This is a genomic window from Loktanella sp. S4079 (assembly GCF_000967725.1).
Taxonomy (GTDB): domain Bacteria; phylum Pseudomonadota; class Alphaproteobacteria; order Rhodobacterales; family Rhodobacteraceae; genus Yoonia.
In genome coordinates, this window is the sequence record NZ_JXYE01000004.1 from 51955 (window position 1) to 71552 (window position 19598).

The window sequence follows — 19598 nt, forward strand, 5'->3', positions numbered from 1 at the left end:
TTGTTCCAAATACTCATTTTCAAACCTGCAAGACCGAAGACACCAGTAGTTGGGTGTACCCATGCTGCGGATCATCCAGCACTTGATCGGTCAGACCCGTTTCCACGACATGCCCGTCCTTCATCACCATCAAACGATCCGCCAAAAGCCGAACAACAGCCAAATCATGGGTGACGATAATCGCGCTCAGGCCCATTTCGCGTACCAACCCGCGCAGTAGATCCAATAGACGGGCTTGGACCGAGACATCCAAACCGCCTGTGGGTTCATCCATGAACACAAGCCGCGGACCAGTCACCAGATTGCGTGCGATTTGCAAACGTTGCTGCATCCCACCAGAAAAGGCGCTGGGGCGGTCGTCAATCCGGTCCGCACTGATTTCAACACGGCCCAGCCAATCTGTCGCTTGCGCACGAATATCGCCATAGTGCCGTGCCCCGACAGCCATCAGCCGTTCGCCAACATTGCCGCCTGCGCTGACGTTCATCCGCAAACCATCACGCGCGTGTTGATGCACAAAGGCCCAGTCCGTCCGCGACAACATCCGTCGTTCAGGTTCGGACATCGTCACAGTATCGCGCAAACCATCGGTGCGCGTATCAAAACCAACCGTCCCTTGATCGGGCACGAGATGCCCGGCCAAACAATTCAACAACGTCGATTTTCCCGACCCGCTTTCACCGACGATCCCCATAACCTCGCCCGGAAACAGATCGAATGAGACATCCTTGCAACCGATGCGCGACCCATAAAATTTGCTAACTCCTTCAACGCTTAATAACGGTGTCATGCGGCGGTCTCCTCTTGGCGGCCTGCGCAGTAATCGGTGTCCGAGCACATGAACATTCGCGCGCCCTGATCATCGACAATCAGCTCATCAAGGTAGCTATCTATCGCGCCACAAAGACCGCACGCATGATCGGCTTTGCTTGCTTCAAACGGAAAGTCTTCGAAGTCGAGGCTGACGACATCTGTGTAGGGCGGCAGCGCATAAATGCGCTGTTCGCGACCTGCACCAAATAGCTGAATGCCCGCCATCGTGAGTTTGGGGTTATCGAATTTTGGGATGGGGGATGGGTCCATGACATAGCGCCCCTCGACGCGCACCGGATAGGCATAGGCCGTTGCAATCGCACCATGTTGCGCGATGTCCTCGTAGAGCTTCACATGCATGAGCCCGTATTCCTCAAGGCTATGCATTTTACGCGTCTCAACCTCTGACGGTTCCAAGAAACGCAATGGTTCGGGGATCGGCACTTGGTAGACTAGGATTTGCCCCTCGGTCAGGTCTTGTTCCGGAATGCGGTGACGGGTCTGAATGACATTTGCCTGATCGGTATGTTCCGTCACGGCCACGCCAGCGGTTTTTTCGAAAAACCGCCGGATCGACACGGCGTTGGTCGTGTCATCCGCACCCTGATCGATAACCTTAAGCGTATCTTCGGGCACCATCACCGCAGCAGACACCTGCACACCGCCCGTGCCCCACCCATAAGGCATCGGCATTTCGCGGCTGGCAAAGGGCACTTGATAACCGGGAATCGCCAGCCCTTTCAGGATTGCACGCCGGATCATCCGCTTGGTTTGTTCGTCGAGATATGCAAAATTATAATCTGACATTTTCATACCATCTCATTGATCAACTGAAGCCGAGGGCGCTCTTCATGGCTACACCAACCACTTTGTTCGACTGTGAAACTGGAACTGCGGCCGCCAAGTTTATCTGTGAACAGATGAACGCACATCTTGAACTCACGATATATGTTTGCATTGGCCTGCTTATCGCGATCTGCTTCTTTTTTTCGCATGTCCGCAAACCCGGAACGAGCAACAAGTTTCCTGATGATAGCGGCAAGAATGGCGGCTACCACGGCGGCGGATACGGCGATGATCGTGGTCGTGATAGTTAACTTCATTCCGCAGCCTCCTGCATTTGCATCGCTTCGCGACGAAGTTTGCGGATGAGTTCCAGTTCGGATTGGAAATCGACGTAGTGGGGCAGCTTGATATGCTCTAGGAACCCGGTCGCTTGGATATTGTCGCAGTGGTACAGCACGAATTCTTCGTCCTGCGCGGGGGCGCCCATGTTGTCTTCGCCTAGTTCTTGCCAACGCAGTGCCCGATCAACGAGCGCCATGGAAATAGCTTTGCGTTCGGTCATCCCAAAGACTAACCCATAGCCGCGTGTGAACTGCGGGGGTTCGGTTTTTGAACCTTTGAATTGGTTCACCGTTTCGCATTCCGTCAGGGTAATTTCGCCAATTTCAATGGCAAAGCCGAGTTCGGGGATATCCATTTCGACAGCGACCGCACCAATCCGCAGCTCGGCCACAAAGGCGTGATTGCGCGCATAACCGCGCTGGGTTGAATAGGCCATGCCCAGAACAAAGCCTTCGTCGCCGCGTGTCAGTGCCTGAAGGCGAAGCGCGCGACTGGCGGGTAATTCTAACGGGGTGCGGGTCAGATCGTCAGGCGTTTCAAGGCCGGTGGCCTCTTCTTGGATCAAACTTTCGCGGTCCAGAAATGACATGATATGAGGCGTGGCAGTATCGGGCGCGGGTGACTGTGGGGCCTCAGCCACCTCTCCGTCAGCGGCCAGTTTAAAATCGAGCAGTCGGTGGGTGTAATCAAACGTCGGCCCAAGCACCTGCCCGCCCGGCGCATCCTTGAACGTTGCCGAAACCCGACGGTCACAGGCCATTTCATCCGTGTTGACCGGATGCGATCCGCCAAACCGCGGCAGCGTCGTCCGATAGGCGCGGATCAAGAATATCGCTTCGATCAGATCACCACGCGATTGTTTGATCGCAAGCGCCGCAAGATCGGGATCATACAGCGACCCTTCGGCCATGACACGGTTCACCGCCAGCGTCATTTGTTCGCGAATTTGCGCTACCGAAAGTTCGGTGACAGTCGGATCACCACGTCTTTCTTCGGCCAGCCACGCGTGGGCGTTATCGATGGCTTTTTCGCCGCCCTTTACAGCAACATACATCAGTCGATCCTTGTTGTGCGGGGCATTGCCGCCAGTTGGCTGCCACAGGTTAGGATAAAGTCCATGCCCAAGGGGAAAAGTCTGGTGTTGTCCCGCATTGCATCAGCGTCTGGCAAAGATAGCCTTGCCATATCTTTAATGCCCGGTCCGCGTAGGGTCGCACCTGTTGCAGACAGCGCTGGCATTTCAACGATCAGCGTCGCTGAGCGATCTGGGTATTCTGGGATGCCTATCGGAAAATCCTGCCCCAACAGTTCTGACCAAGCCCCAAGCGCAAAGCTAGCTTTGTCAGGAGTGACCAAAGGCGCAGCGGTGTGAAACGCGATCCAATTGCGGAGATCCGCAGTGTCAAGCGAGGGCGCAAGATACAGTGGCGTGTCAGGATCACACAGCGTAAGCAACGCGACACTAGATGCAACAGAAATACCCGGCGCATGGGCACCATCGACGGTATTAATGCGCCCCGGCTGCGCCATGGCCGTCATGATTTCGCGAAACGCCCGTGCAGACTGCACCGGCGCGTCCGCAAATCCACCCTCAAGAACAGAGACCTGCATCAATCTTCCCCTCGGACCATGGTAAAAAAATCCACCTTCGTCGCGGCGGCCCTGGCGGCGCGTGTGGCTTTGGCTGCGTCATATGTTTGCTGCAGAGGTGTAAGTATCTGCGCCCGAATTGCGGCGGCCTGCCCCGTCTGCATCAGCGCATCAATCATTGCTGCGGTCTGCGCCTTTGCCTTGTCGCGCCCCTGCACATAGGCATGCCCAATCGTGCCATCGGCAAGTTTCACCGAACAACGTGTGACCGTCATTTCGCCTAGGTTAAATGCGGCCCCGACGGCCCCTGCCCGTCCGCGCACCATAACGCCACCAATTTCCGGGGCGCGAAGCATGCTATGTTCTGGTTCGTCTACTGAACACCACAGCTCTTGTAATTGCTCGGCATCACATTTCGCCAACAGGCCAAGCCATGCTTTGCGCGCGGCAACATCGGGACTGATTTCTTCCATCTAGACACCTTGCGTAATTGTCTAAATTAATATACAACTAGACAAATATTGACTTAGTCGTCCGCGACTGGCAATCCCCAATGATGTGAAGTTTTCGTGACACCATGGCCCGCACCGCAATTTGGACTGCAATCAGCAGCGCACTAACCCACGACATCGCCGAAGCCCGATATGCCCCCGGAGATAAACTGCCGACCGAGGCAGAGCTCTCTGCCCGCTTTGGTGTGAACAGGCACACAGTACGACGCGCCCTCGCCGCGATGGCGGACGAAGGGCTGGTGCACGCGCGACGAGGGGCTGGTGTTTTCGTCGCCCAAACACCGACCGACTATCCCATCGGACGGCGCGTACGATTTCATCAAAACCTGACAGCAGCAGGGCGGTCACCAGCCAAAGAAATTCTATCGCTTGAAACACGGGCTGCGGATCAACGTGAGGCAGAATCGCTCATGCTTTCACCCGGTTCCGTCGTTCACGTCTATCAGGGCCTATCACTCGCGGATGAGCAACCAATCGCTCTCTTTCAAAGCGTGTTTCCCGCTGATCGCTTTCCCAGCATGCTGAATGACGTCAGCGAAACGCGCTCTGTTACAGCCAGCTTTGCTCGTCACGGGATCGACGACTACACGCGGCAATCAACGCGACTGACGGCGAAATTAGCGAATGCAACGCAGGCCTTGCATTTGCGCATTCGCGAAGGGGATCCGATTTTGCGATCAATTGGCATTAACGTTGACCCTGATAACAAACCGATTGAAATCGGGCATACTTGGTTTGCTGGGGATCGGGTAACGCTCACTGTTAACAATTCCTAAATCAAAATGTCACACGGGCGATACATGAGTGCGCGATAAAGCTTGAAACAACCCTCAGGCGAGTAGCGCAATGATACCCCTAGTTCCGTTCCTGACGTTCCACGGCGCAGATATTCTAAGAGATCAGCACATTTCGACCGGGTCGATTGTGGTGCGTGATGGCTTTATCCGAGACGAAGTAGACGGCGGGGGACGCAGTATTGACCTTGGCGGTTACTACATTTTCCCCGGCATCATTGATTTGCACGGCGATGCCTTTGAACGGCACCTTGCCCCGCGCCCAACGGCCCCGATGCCTGCCCATTTTGGGCTGGGTGGTACCGACCGCGACGCGGCCGCCAACGGGGTCACGACCGCATGGATGGCGCAAAGCTGGTCTTGGGAAGGTGGTCGGCGCGGCCCTACATTTGCCGAGGACTTCTTGCAGGCGCATGCCGCGTATAAAGCGCAAATGCTGACGGATCTACGCATTCAGATCCGTTGTGAAACACACACGGTTGATACGCAGGACCGACTGCGCGACGCGATCGAAACCTTTGGTATTGATTACGTGATATTCAACAATCACCTGGACGAAGCGGTAGAGCTCGCCAAGAATGCGCCTGACCGCTTTGCTGCTTGGGCCGCGCAATCCGGACGTAGCGCACAAGAGCACCTCGCCCTCGTCGAGGCAACACGCGACTTGAACTCCCAAGTCCCGCGCTACCTGTGCAATTTGGCCGCCGCGTTTGACCAGCTCGCTGTGCGTTATGGCAGTCATGACGACCCCGATGGCAGAACACGTGAATATTATTCAATGATCGGAGCCAAGATATGCGAGTTTCCAACCAGCCGCAGCGCCGCTGCTCTGGCCAAGACTTGGGCCGATCCGGTGCTAATGGGCGCGCCAAACGTGGTGCGTGGCGGTTCGCAAGCTGGCGGTATCGCAGCTATCGCGCTGATCCGCGAGGGGCTTTGTGATGCCTTGGTTTCTGACTATAGCTACGCAACCCTTTCGCGGGCAGCATTTCACCTTGCGGATGAGGGTGCCGTTGATCTGGCGCGCGCGTGGGGTATGATATCGACCCGCCCAGCGCGGATTATGGGGTTGGGCGACCGCGGCGCCATTGCCGAGGGCAAACGTGCGGACCTGACTTTTATCAACCAATCCACACGCCAAATCGAAGGGACGATGGCAGGCGGTCGCTGGTCCCACCTTTCAGGTGGTCTGGCACATAAGTTAAGCCAATCCGCACCCAAAATGCGCATTGCTGCGGAGTAGTGATCGTGGCGGAAAACCCTGATTGCCGCGATCTGAATGCCTGCGTTTCTTGGCCATGGCGTTTAGTTTGGGCCACGTGACCAGCGTATCGCGGTAACCAACCACCGATCAAAATGTCATTCACATTCGCCCAAGGCGTATTTCTCAATGAAGGCTTCCACCTTCATTTCCCGAAAATCGTATAGAGCAGATCGCAATTGCGCGTGCGGCCAGTCCCACCACGCAAGCGCGAGTAGCTGTTCAGCGATTTGATCCGAAAACCGGGCGCGCAATGGTGTCGCAGGAATACCTGCGACGATCATGTAGGGTGGCACATCTTTGGTGACGATCGCTCCGCCTGCGACGATACTGCCGTGACCCAATGTGACTTCGGGACGTATCTGGGCACCGTGCCCGATCCATGTATCGTGACCGATGACTGCCCGACGTGCGCGGCGGCGCGCAAACCAATCAGCATCATCTGTCGCGTCATCAAAATAATCAGCCGAACGATAGTGAAAGTGATGCAGGCTCGCCTTGTCCATCGGGTGATCGGTTGCACCAATGCGGACAAAGCTTGCAATGTTGGCGAATTTGCCGATTTGGGCATTGGCAATATCCGCATACCGATCACAGTAGGAATAGTCGCCGATTTCGGAATGCGATAAACGGCTACCCTTGCCGATTTCGGTGTAGCGGCCAAAGGTGCAATCCGTCACTTCTACATCTGGGTGGATGAACGGCTGTTCTGCGGACAGACGTGCCATGTTAATGACCACCCTCGCCGCCCTTGATCAGCTTGCGCCGCAACCACCCAGAGAAACTATCCATCAGCATGACCATCAGGATAATCAAAACGATGTAATAGGTCACCTCTTCCCAGTCCTTTTGCGTATTGATGGCTTGGGTTAGCAACAAACCTATACCTCCGCCCGTGATCGCACCAATAATCGTCGCAGAGCGCGTGTTCGATTCCAGATAGTACAGAATTTGGCTCAGCAGCACGGGCGTGATCTGCGGGATCACACCAAACCGATACCGTTGAAGCGGCTTTGCCCCGGTTGAAGCGATCCCTTCGATCTGTTTGTCATCGACATTCTCAAGCGCCTCTGAGAACATTTTGCCGAATGACCCCGTGTCCGTGATCAAGATCGCGAGCGCTCCGGTTAAGGGACCGGGACCAAAAGCCCGAGACAGCACAATCGTCCAGATCAACCCATCGACACCACGCAAGAAATCGAACAGCCGTCGCGCCGCAAAGCGTATCCCACGAAGCGGCGTGAAATTGCGCGCGGCCAAAAACCCAAGCGGCAAAGCAATCATCGCAGCCCCAAAGGTACCTAAGAAGGCCATGAGGATCGTTTCAAACAGCGCCCAAGCGACATCTGCATGTCGCCACATCTTATTTGACCAGAAATCCGACCAGATTTCGCCGGCCTCACCGTGGATCGCCTTATTGAGAACACCGCCAAGCCCGAGACCGTGATAGGAGCTATCAAGCGTGAAAAAGAAAAGCTCCCACCCAGTGAAATAGCGAAACACCTCTGAACGGTTGCGGGTGATGGTCAGTCGCCCAGCCTCGGTCGTTATCGCAACCCGGTTTTTTGAGGCATTGATCCAATCCGGTATCGCACCGGCAGGAAATTGGGCGTTCACGCCGCCTGATCCGGGGGTGGCGGCGATCAAACCATATCCAGGCACTGCATAGCTTACCTGCGATGGCCCAAAGGTCACGACATGCCCCTCGCCAAGATCAACGATGGTTTCGGTGCCGATTTGGACCCAATCGGGGCTTTCGCCGTCAGGGTAGCGGCCTTTGCGCTCTCCTTCGATGGCGATATCAACGGCACCATTGCGGTTATCGCGGGTCACGTGGATTTTGTAGCTATAGGCATCAGAAACCAACGTCCGCGCGTTCTCGAGGCTTGCCCTTTCCGCGAGCCCCGCCATGTCAAAGGCAACCGCGATATAGGCCAGATAGGCCAAGATCACGACCGGGAATGCAAAAGACATCATACGTTTGCGCCTAAATCGGGCGACGGTTCGTGTCTGCAGAGTCATGACGCTCATGCCAATTTCTCCGACATAGTGCGACCGTGTGTCAGATGCGCGCGTACATAGCTCGACAGCTGATCCACAATCACAATTGTTAGAAAGAGCAGCAAAAAGATCGCCGCCGCTTCATCAAATTTACCCTGCCCCCAGCTCATGGTGTTGCGCAGATCGTAGCCAATCCCACCAGCACCCACGAAACCCAAAATCGCAGAGGCACGGATGTTGATTTCAAAACGCAATAACGCGTAGCTAAAGTAATTTGGCGATACTTGGGGGATGACGCCCAGCCACATACGCTGTGTCCAGCTCGCCCCAACAGATGCTAGCCCTTCAACCGGTTTGAGCGATGCGTTTTCGTTGACCTCAGAAAACAATTTCCCCAAGGCGCCGACCGTATGCAAGGCAATGGCGATCATTGCAGGCACCGGCCCGCCGCCAAGAATAAAAATCAACACTAAAGCGATGACGATTTCTGGCACCGCGCGCAAAACGTCCAGCACCCGCCGCAATGGCCCCACAAGCCAAGGCGCTGGCGCCAAACCACGTGTCACCAAGAGCGAAAACACCAAGCCGACAATCGCCCCAACCAATGTCGCCGCGCCAGCAATGTTGATTGTTTCAATCAAAGACGGAAGATACTTTGCTAGGTAGCCAGGAATGAGATGGGCACGCGATATTGCCTCGGAAATGACATCGGCGGGGAAATCAAAGAGCATCGGTAGCCCGTTCCAAAACCCGCCTGCATTGCGATCATTCGCAGTGGCAAAGCCCCCGACAAAAAGCGCGACAAACACAATGAGCAATATCCCATTCATCATGCGTTTGGATCGCACCTGCGCCATATAGTCAGCTTCGATCTGTGATCTGTGTTGATTGCCCATCACCACCCTCAAAGATAAATTACAGGCCCCAACACGTGGTTGAGGCCTGCAGAACTTCATCAAATTTCGTTAGTTCGACTTTGCGCGGCGTGCGGCGACAATCGAAACATAGGCGTCATGGGTGATCGGATCAAAACCAAGGCTTTCGCCTGCCGCAACGCCATAGTTACAGTCCGGGTCCGCATCATAAAGCCCATCAACAAGCGCGGTCATCGTTGCTTTGACGTCATCAGGCAGCGCCCGGCGCAGGACAATCGGGCCCTCTGGGATCGGCGCAGAGCGCCAGATTTCAACTAGATCGTTCATATCAACCAAGCCTGCATCAACCGCCTTGCGCAATGCACCAGAGTTGAAACCGTCTTCCCACTCACCTTGGCCGTCGGCCCAAGTCACACCGCCATCAACATCGCCGTTGTTTACCGCAACAATGGTCTGTTCGTGACCACCTGTGAATTTCACCTCGCCGAAGTAATCACCAGACTCCATCGAAGCACCCGTGGTTTGTGGGATTTCAATAGATGGGATCAGATAGCCCGAGGTCGAGTTTGGATCACCAAAGCCAAAAACCTTGCCCTGCATGTCTTCCAGCGATGTGATGCCACTGTCTGCACGTGCAAAGCCAATGGAATGGTAACCATAGGATCCATCAAGGTTGATTTTCACCAAGACCGGATCAACGGCGGTTTCATCTTGGATATAAATCGCCGCATAGGAAGAGGCACCCAGCCACGCCATATCGAGCGTTCCGCCCAGCAAACCTTGGATAACACCGTTGTAATCAGCCGGCGCAAACAGCTTGGTTTCGACGCCCAATGCTTCTTCGGTATAGGCACGCAAGCATTCGTAAGAATTCAAACGATCCTGCGCGTTTTCACCACCCAGAATGCCGATGCGGAATTCTTCGATCGCATGTCCCTCGGCGTTGGCTGTACCTGCCAGTGCAGTCGTTGCAAGCGCAGCAGCAATCAGTTTTTTCATTGGTCTTCTCTCTTTAATGCGCCCCAAGCACCGGGGCTTTGGGGTTAAATCAATGGATCAGACGCTTTCGGCGATATCCGCCAGCTTTGCGACTTCTTCGTTCAATGTCTCAATTTCCGTCGAAGTCGCGGCCTCTGAGAAGGTTTCATCTGCGCCGTAAATGTCGCGTGCCACACCAGTGGTGAGCTGCGCAGGCGTGCCGTCAAACACGATGCGCCCTGCCCGCATACCGATCACCCGGTCGCAATAGCGGCGCGCTGTATCAAGCGTATGCAGGTTCGCGATCACCATGCGCCCGTCTTCTTCGTGAATTTGGCGTAAAGACTGCATCACGACTTGGGCATTCATCGGATCAAGTGACGCAATCGGTTCATCCGCAAGAATGATCTTGGGGTCCTGCATCAGTGCTCGGGCGATGGCGACCCGCTGCTGCTGACCGCCCGATAGGGCCTCTGCCCGTTTTGGGGCATGCTCCGCGATACCAAGCCGTTCAAGGATTTCGATGGCCCGGTGGATATCTGAGGTCGGGTAAAGATTGAACATTGTCGCCAATGTGTTGCGACGGTTCAAAGTGCCATGCAGCACATTGGAAACCACATCCATTCGTGGCACCAAATTAAATTGCTGAAAAATCATCGCGCATTGCGATTGCCAGTTCCGCTTGGCCGTGCCGCGCAGGGTGGTGACGTCCTGCCCCTCAAACGTGATCGCGCCAGAGGTCGCATCGGTCAGGCGATTCAACATCCGCAGCAAGGTCGACTTACCTGCGCCCGACCGTCCAATGATCCCGATCATTGCCGGTTTCGCGACATGAATACTTGCAGCGTCAACCGCCGTATTCGCGCCAAAGGTCTTGGTCAGGTTTTCGATTTGCAACATCGCCAGTCTCCAAAGTCTGACGCTGTTTGGATCCGTGGAATTGCAGTTTTATTAAGGAAACGTGAATGTTTTGTAACGCAAGCACAGAGCGTGTGGGTACGGCACCCCAAAATGAAAAGGCCCCGCAGAGCGAGGCCTAGTTGATCAATTTAGCGGCAGATTACATTTCCTTGGGCAGTACCAAGTTCAGTACAATCGCGATCAACGCTGTTGGCGCAACTGCCGACGTCGCCAAGACGCGCAGGATATCAGGCATGTATTGCACCGCCGTCGGCACAAGGTTCAGCCCAAGCCCAAATGTCAGCGATACCGCGATGATGATCATGTTGCGCCGGTCTAGCTTTTCCTCGGACAAGACGTTCAATCCAGCCGAGGCAACCATGCCAAACATCACGATTACACCTCCGCCCAAAACCGGCAGCGGCATCGATGCAATCACGGCCCCGATTTTTGGGATCAACCCACAAACGATCAGGACTAGACCACCAATCGTGACGACGTGGCGCGACATCACCCCTGTCATGCCAACGATGCCAACATTCTGGCTAAACGAGGTATTGGGCAAACCGCCAAAGACACCTGCAACAGCCGTTCCCAGACCGTCGGCATAGGTCGCACCAGCGATTTCCGCGTCAGTCGCTTCACGCCCTGCACCAGCCTTGGCCGTGGCGGATGCATCCCCAACTGTTTCAATCGCAGATACCACACAAACCAATGTCACGGCGATGACTGCCCCGAGGTTGAATTCAAACCCATAGGGCAACGGTTTGATCATCGAAAACCATGCCGCATTCCCGACCGCACCAAAATTCACCATCCCCATGATGGCAGCCAATATATAGCCCGCGATAAGCCCAAGCAGGATCGCGGCATTAGACAGCGGCCCTTTGGTAAAGAACTTTAGCGCAAGCGACACGATCACCACCGTCAATGCGACAGACCAGTGTTTCAACGAACCAAAGCTCTCGGCCTCCATCTGAAACTGTGCAGCCCCACCCGCCGCATATTTGATGGCTGTTGGCATCAGGTACAAACCGATGGATAGAATAACGAGGCCCGTCACCAGCGGTGGAAACAACCAACGTAGTTTTTGGATCACCGCGCCAAGGCAAAAGTGAATGACGCCCCCGATGATACAAGCCGTTAGCGCGACACCCATGCCCATGGTTGCGGCCACTCCGGCCAGCACCCCGACAAAGGCAAAGCTCGTCCCTTGCATGATCGGCAATCGCGCGCCCACCGGCCCAATACCCACCGTTTGGAAAAGCGTTGCGACACCCGCAAATAGCATCGCCATCTGTACAAGATACACCAGATCATCCGACCCAAAGGCCAGGCCAGCCGCCCCACCGACAATAATCGAAGGCGTCACATTCGACGCAAACATCGCCAAGACATGTTGAAAACCCAGCGGGATCGCCTGCCCAAGTGGCGGCGTCACGTTTGGGTCTGAATAAGTTGTTTCAGTCATCTTTTTCCCCGTTCAATTGCTGCGGTCATGCCGCGTTAGATGCTGATCTTGATGCCAGCTAATTTTCGCGAAACACGCGGTAAGGCGTGTCGAAATAATGTTCTTCGAGATTGGTTTCCGGGCCAATCCGGTCGATCACCGCAAATAGGCCCGGTCCAGACAAAGGCGTCAGCACCCCGTGCCAGGTTCCCCGGTAAAAATTGATGGCCTCGCCGGGCTTTGTGATAAATGCCTGCGGGATCAGATCGTCACCTGCGACGATCACCAGAAATGGATCCATGCTCATCGGGATAAACGCCTGCGACCCCAGCGGGTGCCGTTCAATCATGTCCAATTGATATGGCAAATGTCGCAGTTCAGATCGAAACAGGCTGATCCCCGGCTTACCGTCCCCTAAATCGATGCCCGCGCGGTCGTGAAACCGACCGCACAACCCCGCATTGATGATTTTGTCGGGGTCACCTGCACAATTGATCACATCCCCAAATGGCGCAAAGGCGTCTGCCGTCAGGGGCTTAATGGGGATGTCGCGTGTCATCGGGGTAATACATCCTTGAGCCGATGTAATGCGATCCGTTCGACCTGACGACAGGATTCTTTGAATTCTGTGTCGCGGTCATTCAATACACGCACCTGCATTGCTATCCTAATCGACGCCTTATCATGGTCGCGCACCGCGATAATGAAGGGAAATCCGAACTTTGCCATATAGTCGGCGTTCAGTTTGGTGAACTCGGCGCGTTCGTCGTCAGACAACACATCCAATCCGGCACTTGCCTGTTCTGCCGTGCTTTCCGCCGTGAGCTGCTTTGCAGCTGCCAGTTTCCCCGCCAGATCAGGGTGCGCCTTGAGCACGCCAAGACGTTCTTCTTCGCTTGCCGATCGGAACATGCGAGCCAAGGCATTATGCAGCCCAACCGACGTGTCATGTGCTGGCCCCAGCTCCAGATCAAACGCACGTTCTGCGATCCAAGGGGAATGTTCGAACACGCTGCCATAGTTTTCGACAAATGTGGCGCGATCCATCTGTGATGGTCGTGCAAAGCGCTGATGCGGATGGGTCGCCGCCCAGTGATCGGCGATTTGTTCGCGGGTAGCGAACCAGACGTCCGCGTGGCTTTGGGCGTATTCGATAAATTGGCGCAGCGCCTCGACCCGTCCCGGACGACCGATCAGACGACAGTGCAATCCAATCGACAACATCCGCCCGCCTTCGCGATAAAGCGCATCAAAGCTGGATTTGAGATAATCAAAAAACTGCGCCCCTGAATTGAACCCCTGCGGCGTGGCAAAGCGCATGTCGTTAGCATCCAAGGTATATGGCACGATCAACTGGTCGGCTTCGCCAAACTCGGACCAATATGGCACATCATCCGCATAGGTATCAGCCACATAGGCAAACTGGCCTGTTTCGGCAGCGAGCCGCACCGTGTTGTCAGAACACCGCCCTGTGTACCAACCGCGTGGCGGTTCACCGACGACCTCGGTATGTAGGCGAATAGCCTCGGCCATGTCAGCGCGTTCGACATCTTCTGGCGCGTCTTTATATTCGATCCATTTCAGACCGTGGCTGGCGATTTCCCAACCTGCTTCCTTCATCGCAGCGACCTGTTCAGGGCTTCGCGCCAATGCCGTTGCGACGCCATAAACGGTGATCGGCAAATCCTTCATCAACCGATGCAGCCGCCAGAACCCGGCACGAGAACCGTATTCATAGATGCTTTCCATGTTCCAATGCCGTTGACCGGGCCACTGCGCTGCACCAACGATTTCAGACAAGAATGCCTCTGACGAGGCATCACCGTGCAAGATATTGTTTTCGCCGCCCTCTTCGTAGTTCAGAACGATCTGGACAGCGATCTTTGCCCCGTTCGGCCAGTTTGCTGCGGGGGGTTCGGCACCATAGCCGATCATGTCACGCGGATATCTTTGCACGCGGGTCTCCTATTTCATTCTTAGCCTAGACCGAAATAATCCGGGATTTTTTCAAAACTTTTACGAAAGACTTTCGGCTGTCCGAATAGCATTTGCCACCCGATCAACCATAAACTCCATGAATAGGCGTGTCTTAGGGTCTTGATGCCTGCGATGCGTGTATAGGCAAGACATTTGCACGGGCATCGGGGGAGTACGCTCTGCGACAACGACCAATGCGCCAGACGCAATGTGTTCTGCCACCTCAAATCGTGGCTTCATCGCAACCCCCTGCCCCGATAGCGCCCAATCGGTCAGCACATCGCCATCGTCGCTTTCCAGCCGCCCCTGCACACGAAAACGCTGTGGACCGTTATCGGTTTGTAGCTGCCATTGAAACTCTGTCGCACCGGGAAAGCGCAGGTTGAGGCATTCATGCTTGTCCTTGATCAATGCCTTTCCATCGGCGGGCCTGCCACGGCTGGCGATATAGTTTGGCGACGCAACCAGAACCCGCGTGACCTCTGCAATTTTGCGTTGGCGCAAATTGCTGTCAGCAGGCTGGCCAAGGTGAAATGCCAAATCCAGCCCTTCGGCGGTCAGATCGACATTGCGATCAGTCATGCGCAAACGCACGTCAATCAGCGGATAATCCGTTGTGAATGCGGGCACATGTGGCGCGATCAGACGGCGCCCAACCCCCAAAGGTGCAGCGACATGCAGCTGCCCCTTGGGGTTTTCCGTCAACTCCATCACCTGCGCCTCTGCGTAGGATACTGCATCCAGCACGCTACACGCACCGCCATAAAACGCCTTGCCCTGTGCCGTCGGGGTCAGACTACGGGTTGTGCGTTGAAATAGGCGCACCGACAGGTGGTCCTCTAACTGTGAAATTCGGGCAGAGGTCACCGCAGGCGAAATCCGCAAATCGCGCCCTGCAGCAGACATCGAGCCTAATTCGTAGACGCGCACAAAAGTTCGGATATTCTCAAGGTAGGACATTGTTCTGCAATTTTTGATAGAGCTAGACAGTATCAGGGAATACAAGAAAGCCAAGAGCCTGCCTAGACTGGCACAAAAAAGGAATACCTATGTACGATCTCGCTATTCTTTGGGACTGGCTGGCCTTTGCCGTGCGCTGGCTACATGTAATCACCGCAATCGCGTGGATCGGATCCAGTTTCTATTTCATCGCACTCGATCTGTCGCTCAACCGTGATATCGCAGGCCCCGCCGATGGCGAAGAATGGCAGGTCCATGGCGGTGGTTTCTACCACATCCAGAAATATCTGGTTGCGCCAGAGGCGATGCCCGAACATCTAACTTGGTTCAAATGGGAAAGCTATTCAACCTGGCTGTCAGGCTTTGCCATGTTGGCCGTGGTCTATTGGGCTGGGGCAGAGCTGTTCCTGATTGATCCCGCCAAGGCTGACCTCGCCATTTGGCAGGCAATCTTTATCTCGGCAGCCTCGCTGGCCGTGGGCTGGCTGGTCTATGATTTCTTATGCAAATCACCATTGGGAGAAACGCCAACGGTTCTGATGGTGCTTCTCTTTGTCCTGCTGGTCGCGATGGCATGGGGGTACAACCAGATTTTCACCGGCCGCGCTGCGCTGCTTCATCTGGGTGCGTTTACGGCGACAATCATGACGGCAAATGTGTTTTTCATCATCATGCCCAATCAGCGGATCGTGGTGGCCGACCTCAAAGCCGGACGCACCCCCGACCCGAAATACGGCAAAATCGCAAAGCTACGCTCGACGCATAACAATTACCTCACCTTGCCCGTGATTTTCCTGATGCTGTCGAACCACTATCCACTGGCCTTTGGCACCAAATACGCATGGATTATTGCGGCGCTTGTCTTTCTCATGGGGGTCACCATTCGGCACTATTTTAACTCCATGCACGCCCGCAAAGGGAAACCAACATGGACGTGGCCCGCGACTGTGATCCTATTTTTGATCATCGCGTGGCTCTCGACCGAGCCGGGATACGACAGTTACGAGGATGCAAGCGCGCGTGATCTGACGCGCTACGAACAACAATTCGCTGACGCCGCAGGATATGCCGAGGTTGAAAATATCGTCATCGGGCGCTGTTCAATGTGTCATGCGCGTGAACCTGTCTGGGGCAACATGCAACACGCACCCAAAGGTGTATTCCTCGAGACCACCGGCGACATTACCCAACATGCGCGGCAGATTTACCTACAGGCCGGGTTGAGCCACGCCATGCCACCCGCCAATATCACATCCCTTCCGGACGAGGATCGCGCCAAACTGGTCGCTTGGTACAGGGCTGGATCGTAGGGTGGATCTTGATCCACCTCCAGTCAAAAGCTGATTTCAAAAACCGCACCGGAACCTTCGATCAACCGAATTTGCGCGCCCTGCCCTTGCAACATGCGGGCAACAATCGGAAGGCCCATCCCCGTGCCACCCGCGTCACGCCGGGTCGTAAAAAACGGATCGAAAATACGCGTGCGATTACCATCCGAAACGCCCGGACCATTGTCAGACACACGCAGCTTATTGTCGGCAAAGGCCACTCTGATCTGAGTCGCTCCATGAGCCAAAGCATTGTCGACCAGATGTCCCAAAACCAGCATCAACACCTCTTGCGTGAGCGGCACGCGCCCATCTTGTTCGACATCCACAGCCCGAAATCCGGCCGCAACGTCGGACAGTTGGCATTCACCTTCAGGCATTGGTTCTTGCGCTTGGGCCAATGCGCGCTGACTATCCAACAGCGCCTGCATGCGCTTGGCCGCATCGGACACACCAGCAAGCAGTTTTGCCCGGTCCTCTTGAGCCAACCCATCATCATTGAGCAATTCGGTCGCACCTTGGATCACGGTGAGCGGCGCTTTGAATTCATGCGTGACGTGATCCGCATAGGACCGCAGCACCGCCTCGCGGTTCTGCAAGGTTTCCGTCATAGAAATCAGTGATTGCCCAAGACGCGAAAATTCGGGTGTTCCAAAGTGCTGCGGCACATCCAACGCCCCTTCTGCGCGCGTAAAACGGGTCAATGTCTTGACCGGACGCAATACCAATCGCCACAATAAAAAACCTAGCAATAGGGTCGCAACCAATGCCATCAGCCCAATCATCCAAGCTGTCTCGGCCCAGCCAAGCACGCCACCCGCGAGCCGAAAATAGGTAATGCCCAATATTGGCAAAAAGAATACCGCAGCCAAGGTGCCGCCCAGAACCAGCGCTAGCGGCGGACGCCACTTTGCAATTACACGCCGCGGCATGCGCCCATCCTGATACCGACGCCATGCACCGTTTCGATTGCGTCAGCGCAGCCGGCAGCTGTTAGCTTTGCGCGTAGGTTGCGCAGATGGCTGTCCATTGTCCTGTCCGATACATGAACGTTTGTCCCATAGATCTGATCGACAATCTGTGGTCGCGATAACACATTGTCAGGACGGCGCATCAAATGCAGTGCCAGCTCCATCTCACGTGCTGTGAGCGGTACTTGGGTCTGGCCAACGTGGCAAAGGTGGCGCTCTGGGTCAATCGTCAGCACCCCACGGCGCAGCGTCACGGCCTCTGGCACCACGGCAGCACTACGTTTCAAAATCGCCTTCACGCGTGCGACCAATTCACGTGGCGAAAACGGCTTGGCCACATAGTCATCTGCACCCAGTTCAAGGCCCACGATCCGATCGACCTCATCGCTTTGGGCTGTCAGAAACAGAATTGGCACGTCGGATGATTTCCGCAAGGCTCTGCATACCTCTAGCCCGTCCATCTCTGGCATGCCAATGTCCAGCACAATCAAATTTGGTGACAGGCTTTGCGCCGCTTCAAGCGCGGCACGGCCATCTGACGCCTCTGCAACGGTATAACCCGCCTGACCTAACGCAATCCGTAGAACATCGCGAATTTGCGTATCATCATCTGCTACTAAGATCATTGCGCCGCCTCCAGTTCCGCCAAACTACGCCGGAGCCGCGCATTCCGATAGCCCCATTCGCGCCAATCGGCAGGTTTGCGCAATTGTATCGGATAATAATTACCACATAAATCCGGCTCGTACTTTGCGATTGCAGGCAACACGCCAGCGCTTAGCTTGGTGCAAATGTAATAGGCATCCGTTCTTTCATGCAAAATGCCTTGGCGTGCGACAAACCCGTCAATATTGATAAAGGCACAAACATAAAGACACAGCACCCCAAGCCCCGACACCCGTACCATAAACCAAGACCGCGATTGTCTGGTTACGATCTGCATCACGATCAGCAGCAATCCCAACGCCACCAACGTCATCCAGATAAAAGCCGCAAACCTCAAACGGGTGAGGCCGTAGACCTCAACATAAAGATCAAGCCGCAGAATTGATGATAGCACCAAAAGCACGGTTTGCCCGACCCAGATATACATCAAGCTCTTCAGAATTCGGCGACCGTTCAGCCAAGGCTGCACCAACAGCGCAAATCCACCCGCCAAGAGCGCGACAACCACCAAAGGATAGGCACCTTGATGGGCGTATTGGGCATAGCTGACACCATCGGGCAATCGGACCCCACCCCAAAGATAGGATAGGTCCAGCACCGATTGCACCGCAAACATCACGTTAAACAAAACCAACGCGCGGGTAACCGAAGCCACGTTTATCAGGGGGTTCGGGGTCTTGGACACGCGTGTCTTGCGCCCGCGCAACAATCGCGGCGCCATTGCCTGCAACCGCAAGACGGGCCAAATCAAAACACTAAAGAAAATCCAAAAATAGAAGCGCGCCAGATTTAAATGCTCGAACTCGTACCCCCAATCCAATTGATCGAACCACCCCATCAGCACAGGGTTCGCGATGACAAAGAGGAAAGCAAAAACGCCGCCCAACATCACTGGCATGCTCCATGCAGCGAAACGGCTACGAACTTCGCCACCTTTCGGCAAACACTTTGGCGATGCCGCTATATCCAATGCGATCTGTACGACACCCAGCCAGCACAACCGCACCATCGGCCAGAACCGCAATTTCCCATCAAGCAAGACAATGGCGAATACCGCTAATCCTGCAAAAGCAAAGACGACTGATAGAACCTGCACCAGTTCGACCGCTGGCAAAACAGCCGCGATTAAAACGCCCCAGGCCATGATGATATTCCGGCGGGGCACTTGTCCGACACATAGATGTGCACCCAGCCCCAGCGACAATACCCAAAAGGCAAACCCAAGCCCCGGAAATACATGCCAGAACGCGAAATCCGTTAATGCAATCAAGGTGACAAAAACAATTGCACGCTGCCTATTCATCGTCCAGCCACCATGCATCTTTTGCCAGTTTACGTGGCACACCTCGAATAATCATCGCCTGCTCCTTTGTTGATATTCCAACAAAGGTTTA

Annotated in this window: 21 protein-coding genes; 4 read left to right on the forward strand and 17 right to left on the reverse strand. The window is 55.1% G+C overall.

What is annotated here, in order from left to right; genetic code table 11:
* Positions 1-19: 19 nt before the first annotated feature.
* Both phnK and TW80_RS12240 read right to left on the reverse strand, forming a co-directional pair.
* The gene (gene phnK, locus TW80_RS12235; protein WP_045997723.1) at positions 20-790 is read right to left on the reverse strand and encodes a phosphonate C-P lyase system protein PhnK; all 771 of its coding nucleotides are present in this window, start codon (positions 788-790) and stop codon (positions 20-22) included.
* Positions 787-1620 (reverse strand): alpha-D-ribose 1-methylphosphonate 5-phosphate C-P-lyase PhnJ, encoded by an 834-nt coding sequence (locus TW80_RS12240; RefSeq protein WP_045997724.1) that lies wholly within the window; start codon positions 1618-1620, stop codon positions 787-789. Before TW80_RS12240 ends, phnK begins: the two co-directional genes overlap by 4 nt.
* Before the next feature lie 44 nt (positions 1621-1664).
* Between TW80_RS12240 and TW80_RS18130 the strand changes: the two genes are divergently transcribed.
* Complete coding sequence (locus TW80_RS18130; RefSeq protein ID WP_157033268.1) at positions 1665-1910, forward strand: hypothetical protein; 246 nt, start codon at positions 1665-1667, stop codon at positions 1908-1910.
* Between the two features lie 2 nt (positions 1911-1912).
* Here the strand turns inward: TW80_RS18130 and TW80_RS12250 are convergent, their stop codons facing one another.
* The 3 genes from TW80_RS12250 to phnG are packed head-to-tail and all read right to left on the reverse strand — an operon-like array spanning position 1913 to position 4004.
* Positions 1913-2995, reverse strand: a complete 1083-nt coding sequence (locus tag TW80_RS12250; RefSeq protein ID WP_045997726.1) for a carbon-phosphorus lyase complex subunit PhnI — start codon at positions 2993-2995, stop codon at positions 1913-1915.
* Complete coding sequence (gene phnH, locus TW80_RS12255) at positions 2995-3552, reverse strand: phosphonate C-P lyase system protein PhnH (protein ID WP_045997727.1); 558 nt, start codon at positions 3550-3552, stop codon at positions 2995-2997. Before phnH ends, TW80_RS12250 begins: the two co-directional genes overlap by 1 nt.
* Positions 3552-4004, reverse strand: a complete 453-nt coding sequence (gene phnG / locus TW80_RS12260; protein ID WP_045997728.1) for a phosphonate C-P lyase system protein PhnG — start codon at positions 4002-4004, stop codon at positions 3552-3554. The genes phnH and phnG overlap by 1 nt, the downstream gene beginning before the upstream one ends.
* A 104-nt stretch (positions 4005-4108) precedes the next feature.
* Between phnG and phnF the strand changes: the two genes are divergently transcribed.
* Complete coding sequence (phnF, locus tag TW80_RS12265) at positions 4109-4819, forward strand: phosphonate metabolism transcriptional regulator PhnF (protein ID WP_045997729.1); 711 nt, start codon at positions 4109-4111, stop codon at positions 4817-4819.
* 70 nt (positions 4820-4889) lie between these two features.
* A complete protein-coding gene (locus tag TW80_RS12270; protein ID WP_045997730.1) occupies positions 4890-6080 on the forward strand; it encodes an alpha-D-ribose 1-methylphosphonate 5-triphosphate diphosphatase in 1191 nt (396 codons plus the stop codon).
* Positions 6081-6196: 116 nt separating this feature from the next.
* Here the strand turns inward: TW80_RS12270 and TW80_RS12275 are convergent, their stop codons facing one another.
* The 9 genes from TW80_RS12275 to TW80_RS12315 all read right to left on the reverse strand — a co-directional run bounded on the left by TW80_RS12275 (position 6197) and on the right by TW80_RS12315 (position 15239).
* Entirely contained in the window at positions 6197-6826 is a 630-nt protein-coding gene (locus TW80_RS12275) for a chloramphenicol acetyltransferase (protein ID WP_045997731.1), read from the reverse strand.
* A 1-nt stretch (position 6827) separates the two neighbouring features.
* Positions 6828-8129: a phosphonate ABC transporter, permease protein PhnE gene (gene phnE / locus TW80_RS12280; protein ID WP_045997732.1), complete on the reverse strand. Its 1302-nt coding sequence runs from the start codon at positions 8127-8129 to the stop codon at positions 6828-6830.
* A complete protein-coding gene (gene phnE, locus TW80_RS12285) occupies positions 8126-8995 on the reverse strand; it encodes a phosphonate ABC transporter, permease protein PhnE (protein ID WP_045997733.1) in 870 nt (289 codons plus the stop codon). The genes phnE (TW80_RS12280) and phnE (TW80_RS12285) overlap by 4 nt, the downstream gene beginning before the upstream one ends.
* Positions 8996-9064: 69 nt before the next feature.
* Positions 9065-9973 carry a phosphonate ABC transporter substrate-binding protein gene (phnD, locus tag TW80_RS12290; RefSeq protein WP_045997734.1) on the reverse strand — a complete coding sequence of 303 codons (909 nt, stop codon included), beginning with the start codon at positions 9971-9973 and terminating at the stop codon, positions 9065-9067.
* Positions 9974-10030: 57 nt separating this feature from the next.
* Positions 10031-10852, reverse strand: a complete 822-nt coding sequence (phnC, locus tag TW80_RS12295; protein WP_045997735.1) for a phosphonate ABC transporter ATP-binding protein — start codon at positions 10850-10852, stop codon at positions 10031-10033.
* Between the two features lie 160 nt (positions 10853-11012).
* A complete protein-coding gene (locus tag TW80_RS12300) occupies positions 11013-12323 on the reverse strand; it encodes a uracil-xanthine permease family protein (RefSeq protein WP_045997736.1) in 1311 nt (436 codons plus the stop codon).
* Positions 12324-12381: 58 nt separating this feature from the next.
* Positions 12382-12861 carry an ureidoglycolate lyase gene (locus tag TW80_RS12305; RefSeq protein ID WP_045997737.1) on the reverse strand — a complete coding sequence of 160 codons (480 nt, stop codon included), beginning with the start codon at positions 12859-12861 and terminating at the stop codon, positions 12382-12384.
* A complete protein-coding gene (puuE, locus tag TW80_RS12310; protein ID WP_446720135.1) occupies positions 12858-14258 on the reverse strand; it encodes an allantoinase PuuE in 1401 nt (466 codons plus the stop codon). Before puuE ends, TW80_RS12305 begins: the two co-directional genes overlap by 4 nt.
* Positions 14259-14318: 60 nt before the next feature.
* Entirely contained in the window at positions 14319-15239 is a 921-nt protein-coding gene (locus TW80_RS12315) for a LysR family transcriptional regulator (RefSeq protein ID WP_045997739.1), read from the reverse strand.
* 89 nt (positions 15240-15328) lie between these two features.
* Here TW80_RS12315 and TW80_RS12320 point away from each other — a divergent pair, with 89 nt between their 5' ends.
* On the forward strand, positions 15329-16549 hold the full coding sequence (locus TW80_RS12320) for a urate hydroxylase PuuD (protein WP_045997740.1): 1221 nt from the start codon (positions 15329-15331) through the stop codon (positions 16547-16549).
* A 23-nt stretch (positions 16550-16572) separates the two neighbouring features.
* Here the strand turns inward: TW80_RS12320 and TW80_RS12325 are convergent, their stop codons facing one another.
* From TW80_RS12325 to TW80_RS12335, 3 genes are read right to left on the reverse strand one after another with little or no spacing between them, the layout of a single operon-like run.
* Positions 16573-17499 carry a sensor histidine kinase gene (locus TW80_RS12325; protein WP_045997741.1) on the reverse strand — a complete coding sequence of 309 codons (927 nt, stop codon included), beginning with the start codon at positions 17497-17499 and terminating at the stop codon, positions 16573-16575.
* A complete protein-coding gene (locus TW80_RS12330) occupies positions 17484-18164 on the reverse strand; it encodes a response regulator transcription factor (protein ID WP_045997742.1) in 681 nt (226 codons plus the stop codon). The genes TW80_RS12325 and TW80_RS12330 overlap by 16 nt, the downstream gene beginning before the upstream one ends.
* Complete coding sequence (locus TW80_RS12335; protein ID WP_162197172.1) at positions 18161-19507, reverse strand: DUF4153 domain-containing protein; 1347 nt, start codon at positions 19505-19507, stop codon at positions 18161-18163. Before TW80_RS12335 ends, TW80_RS12330 begins: the two co-directional genes overlap by 4 nt.
* Between the last annotated feature and the right edge of the window lie 91 nt (positions 19508-19598).

What these genes read in the sequence shown, in the direction of transcription:
- TW80_RS12305 (WP_045997737.1), bottom strand. Translation starts at nt 12,861, where the DNA reads ATGACACGCGACATCCCCATTAAGCCCCTGACGGCAGACGCCTTTGCG.
- TW80_RS12320 (WP_045997740.1), top strand. Translation starts at nt 15,329, where the DNA reads ATGTACGATCTCGCTATTCTTTGGGACTGGCTGGCCTTTGCCGTGCGC.
- TW80_RS12315 (WP_045997739.1), bottom strand. Translation starts at nt 15,239, where the DNA reads ATGTCCTACCTTGAGAATATCCGAACTTTTGTGCGCGTCTACGAATTA.
- phnF (WP_045997729.1), top strand. Translation starts at nt 4,109, where the DNA reads ATGGCCCGCACCGCAATTTGGACTGCAATCAGCAGCGCACTAACCCAC.
- phnC (WP_045997735.1), bottom strand. Translation starts at nt 10,852, where the DNA reads ATGTTGCAAATCGAAAACCTGACCAAGACCTTTGGCGCGAATACGGCG.
- TW80_RS12330 (WP_045997742.1), bottom strand. Translation starts at nt 18,164, where the DNA reads ATGATCTTAGTAGCAGATGATGATACGCAAATTCGCGATGTTCTACGG.
- phnE (WP_045997733.1), bottom strand. Translation starts at nt 8,995, where the DNA reads ATGGGCAATCAACACAGATCACAGATCGAAGCTGACTATATGGCGCAG.
- TW80_RS12275 (WP_045997731.1), bottom strand. Translation starts at nt 6,826, where the DNA reads ATGGCACGTCTGTCCGCAGAACAGCCGTTCATCCACCCAGATGTAGAA.
- phnE (WP_045997732.1), bottom strand. Translation starts at nt 8,129, where the DNA reads ATGAGCGTCATGACTCTGCAGACACGAACCGTCGCCCGATTTAGGCGC.
- TW80_RS12335 (WP_162197172.1), bottom strand. Translation starts at nt 19,507, where the DNA reads ATGAATAGGCAGCGTGCAATTGTTTTTGTCACCTTGATTGCATTAACG.
- TW80_RS12300 (WP_045997736.1), bottom strand. Translation starts at nt 12,323, where the DNA reads ATGACTGAAACAACTTATTCAGACCCAAACGTGACGCCGCCACTTGGG.
- TW80_RS18130 (WP_157033268.1), top strand. Translation starts at nt 1,665, where the DNA reads ATGGCTACACCAACCACTTTGTTCGACTGTGAAACTGGAACTGCGGCC.
- phnD (WP_045997734.1), bottom strand. Translation starts at nt 9,973, where the DNA reads ATGAAAAAACTGATTGCTGCTGCGCTTGCAACGACTGCACTGGCAGGT.
- phnK (WP_045997723.1), bottom strand. Translation starts at nt 790, where the DNA reads ATGACACCGTTATTAAGCGTTGAAGGAGTTAGCAAATTTTATGGGTCG.
- phnG (WP_045997728.1), bottom strand. Translation starts at nt 4,004, where the DNA reads ATGGAAGAAATCAGTCCCGATGTTGCCGCGCGCAAAGCATGGCTTGGC.
- TW80_RS12270 (WP_045997730.1), top strand. Translation starts at nt 4,890, where the DNA reads ATGATACCCCTAGTTCCGTTCCTGACGTTCCACGGCGCAGATATTCTA.
- TW80_RS12240 (WP_045997724.1), bottom strand. Translation starts at nt 1,620, where the DNA reads ATGTCAGATTATAATTTTGCATATCTCGACGAACAAACCAAGCGGATG.
- phnH (WP_045997727.1), bottom strand. Translation starts at nt 3,552, where the DNA reads ATGCAGGTCTCTGTTCTTGAGGGTGGATTTGCGGACGCGCCGGTGCAG.
- TW80_RS12325 (WP_045997741.1), bottom strand. Translation starts at nt 17,499, where the DNA reads ATGCCGCGGCGTGTAATTGCAAAGTGGCGTCCGCCGCTAGCGCTGGTT.
- TW80_RS12250 (WP_045997726.1), bottom strand. Translation starts at nt 2,995, where the DNA reads ATGTATGTTGCTGTAAAGGGCGGCGAAAAAGCCATCGATAACGCCCAC.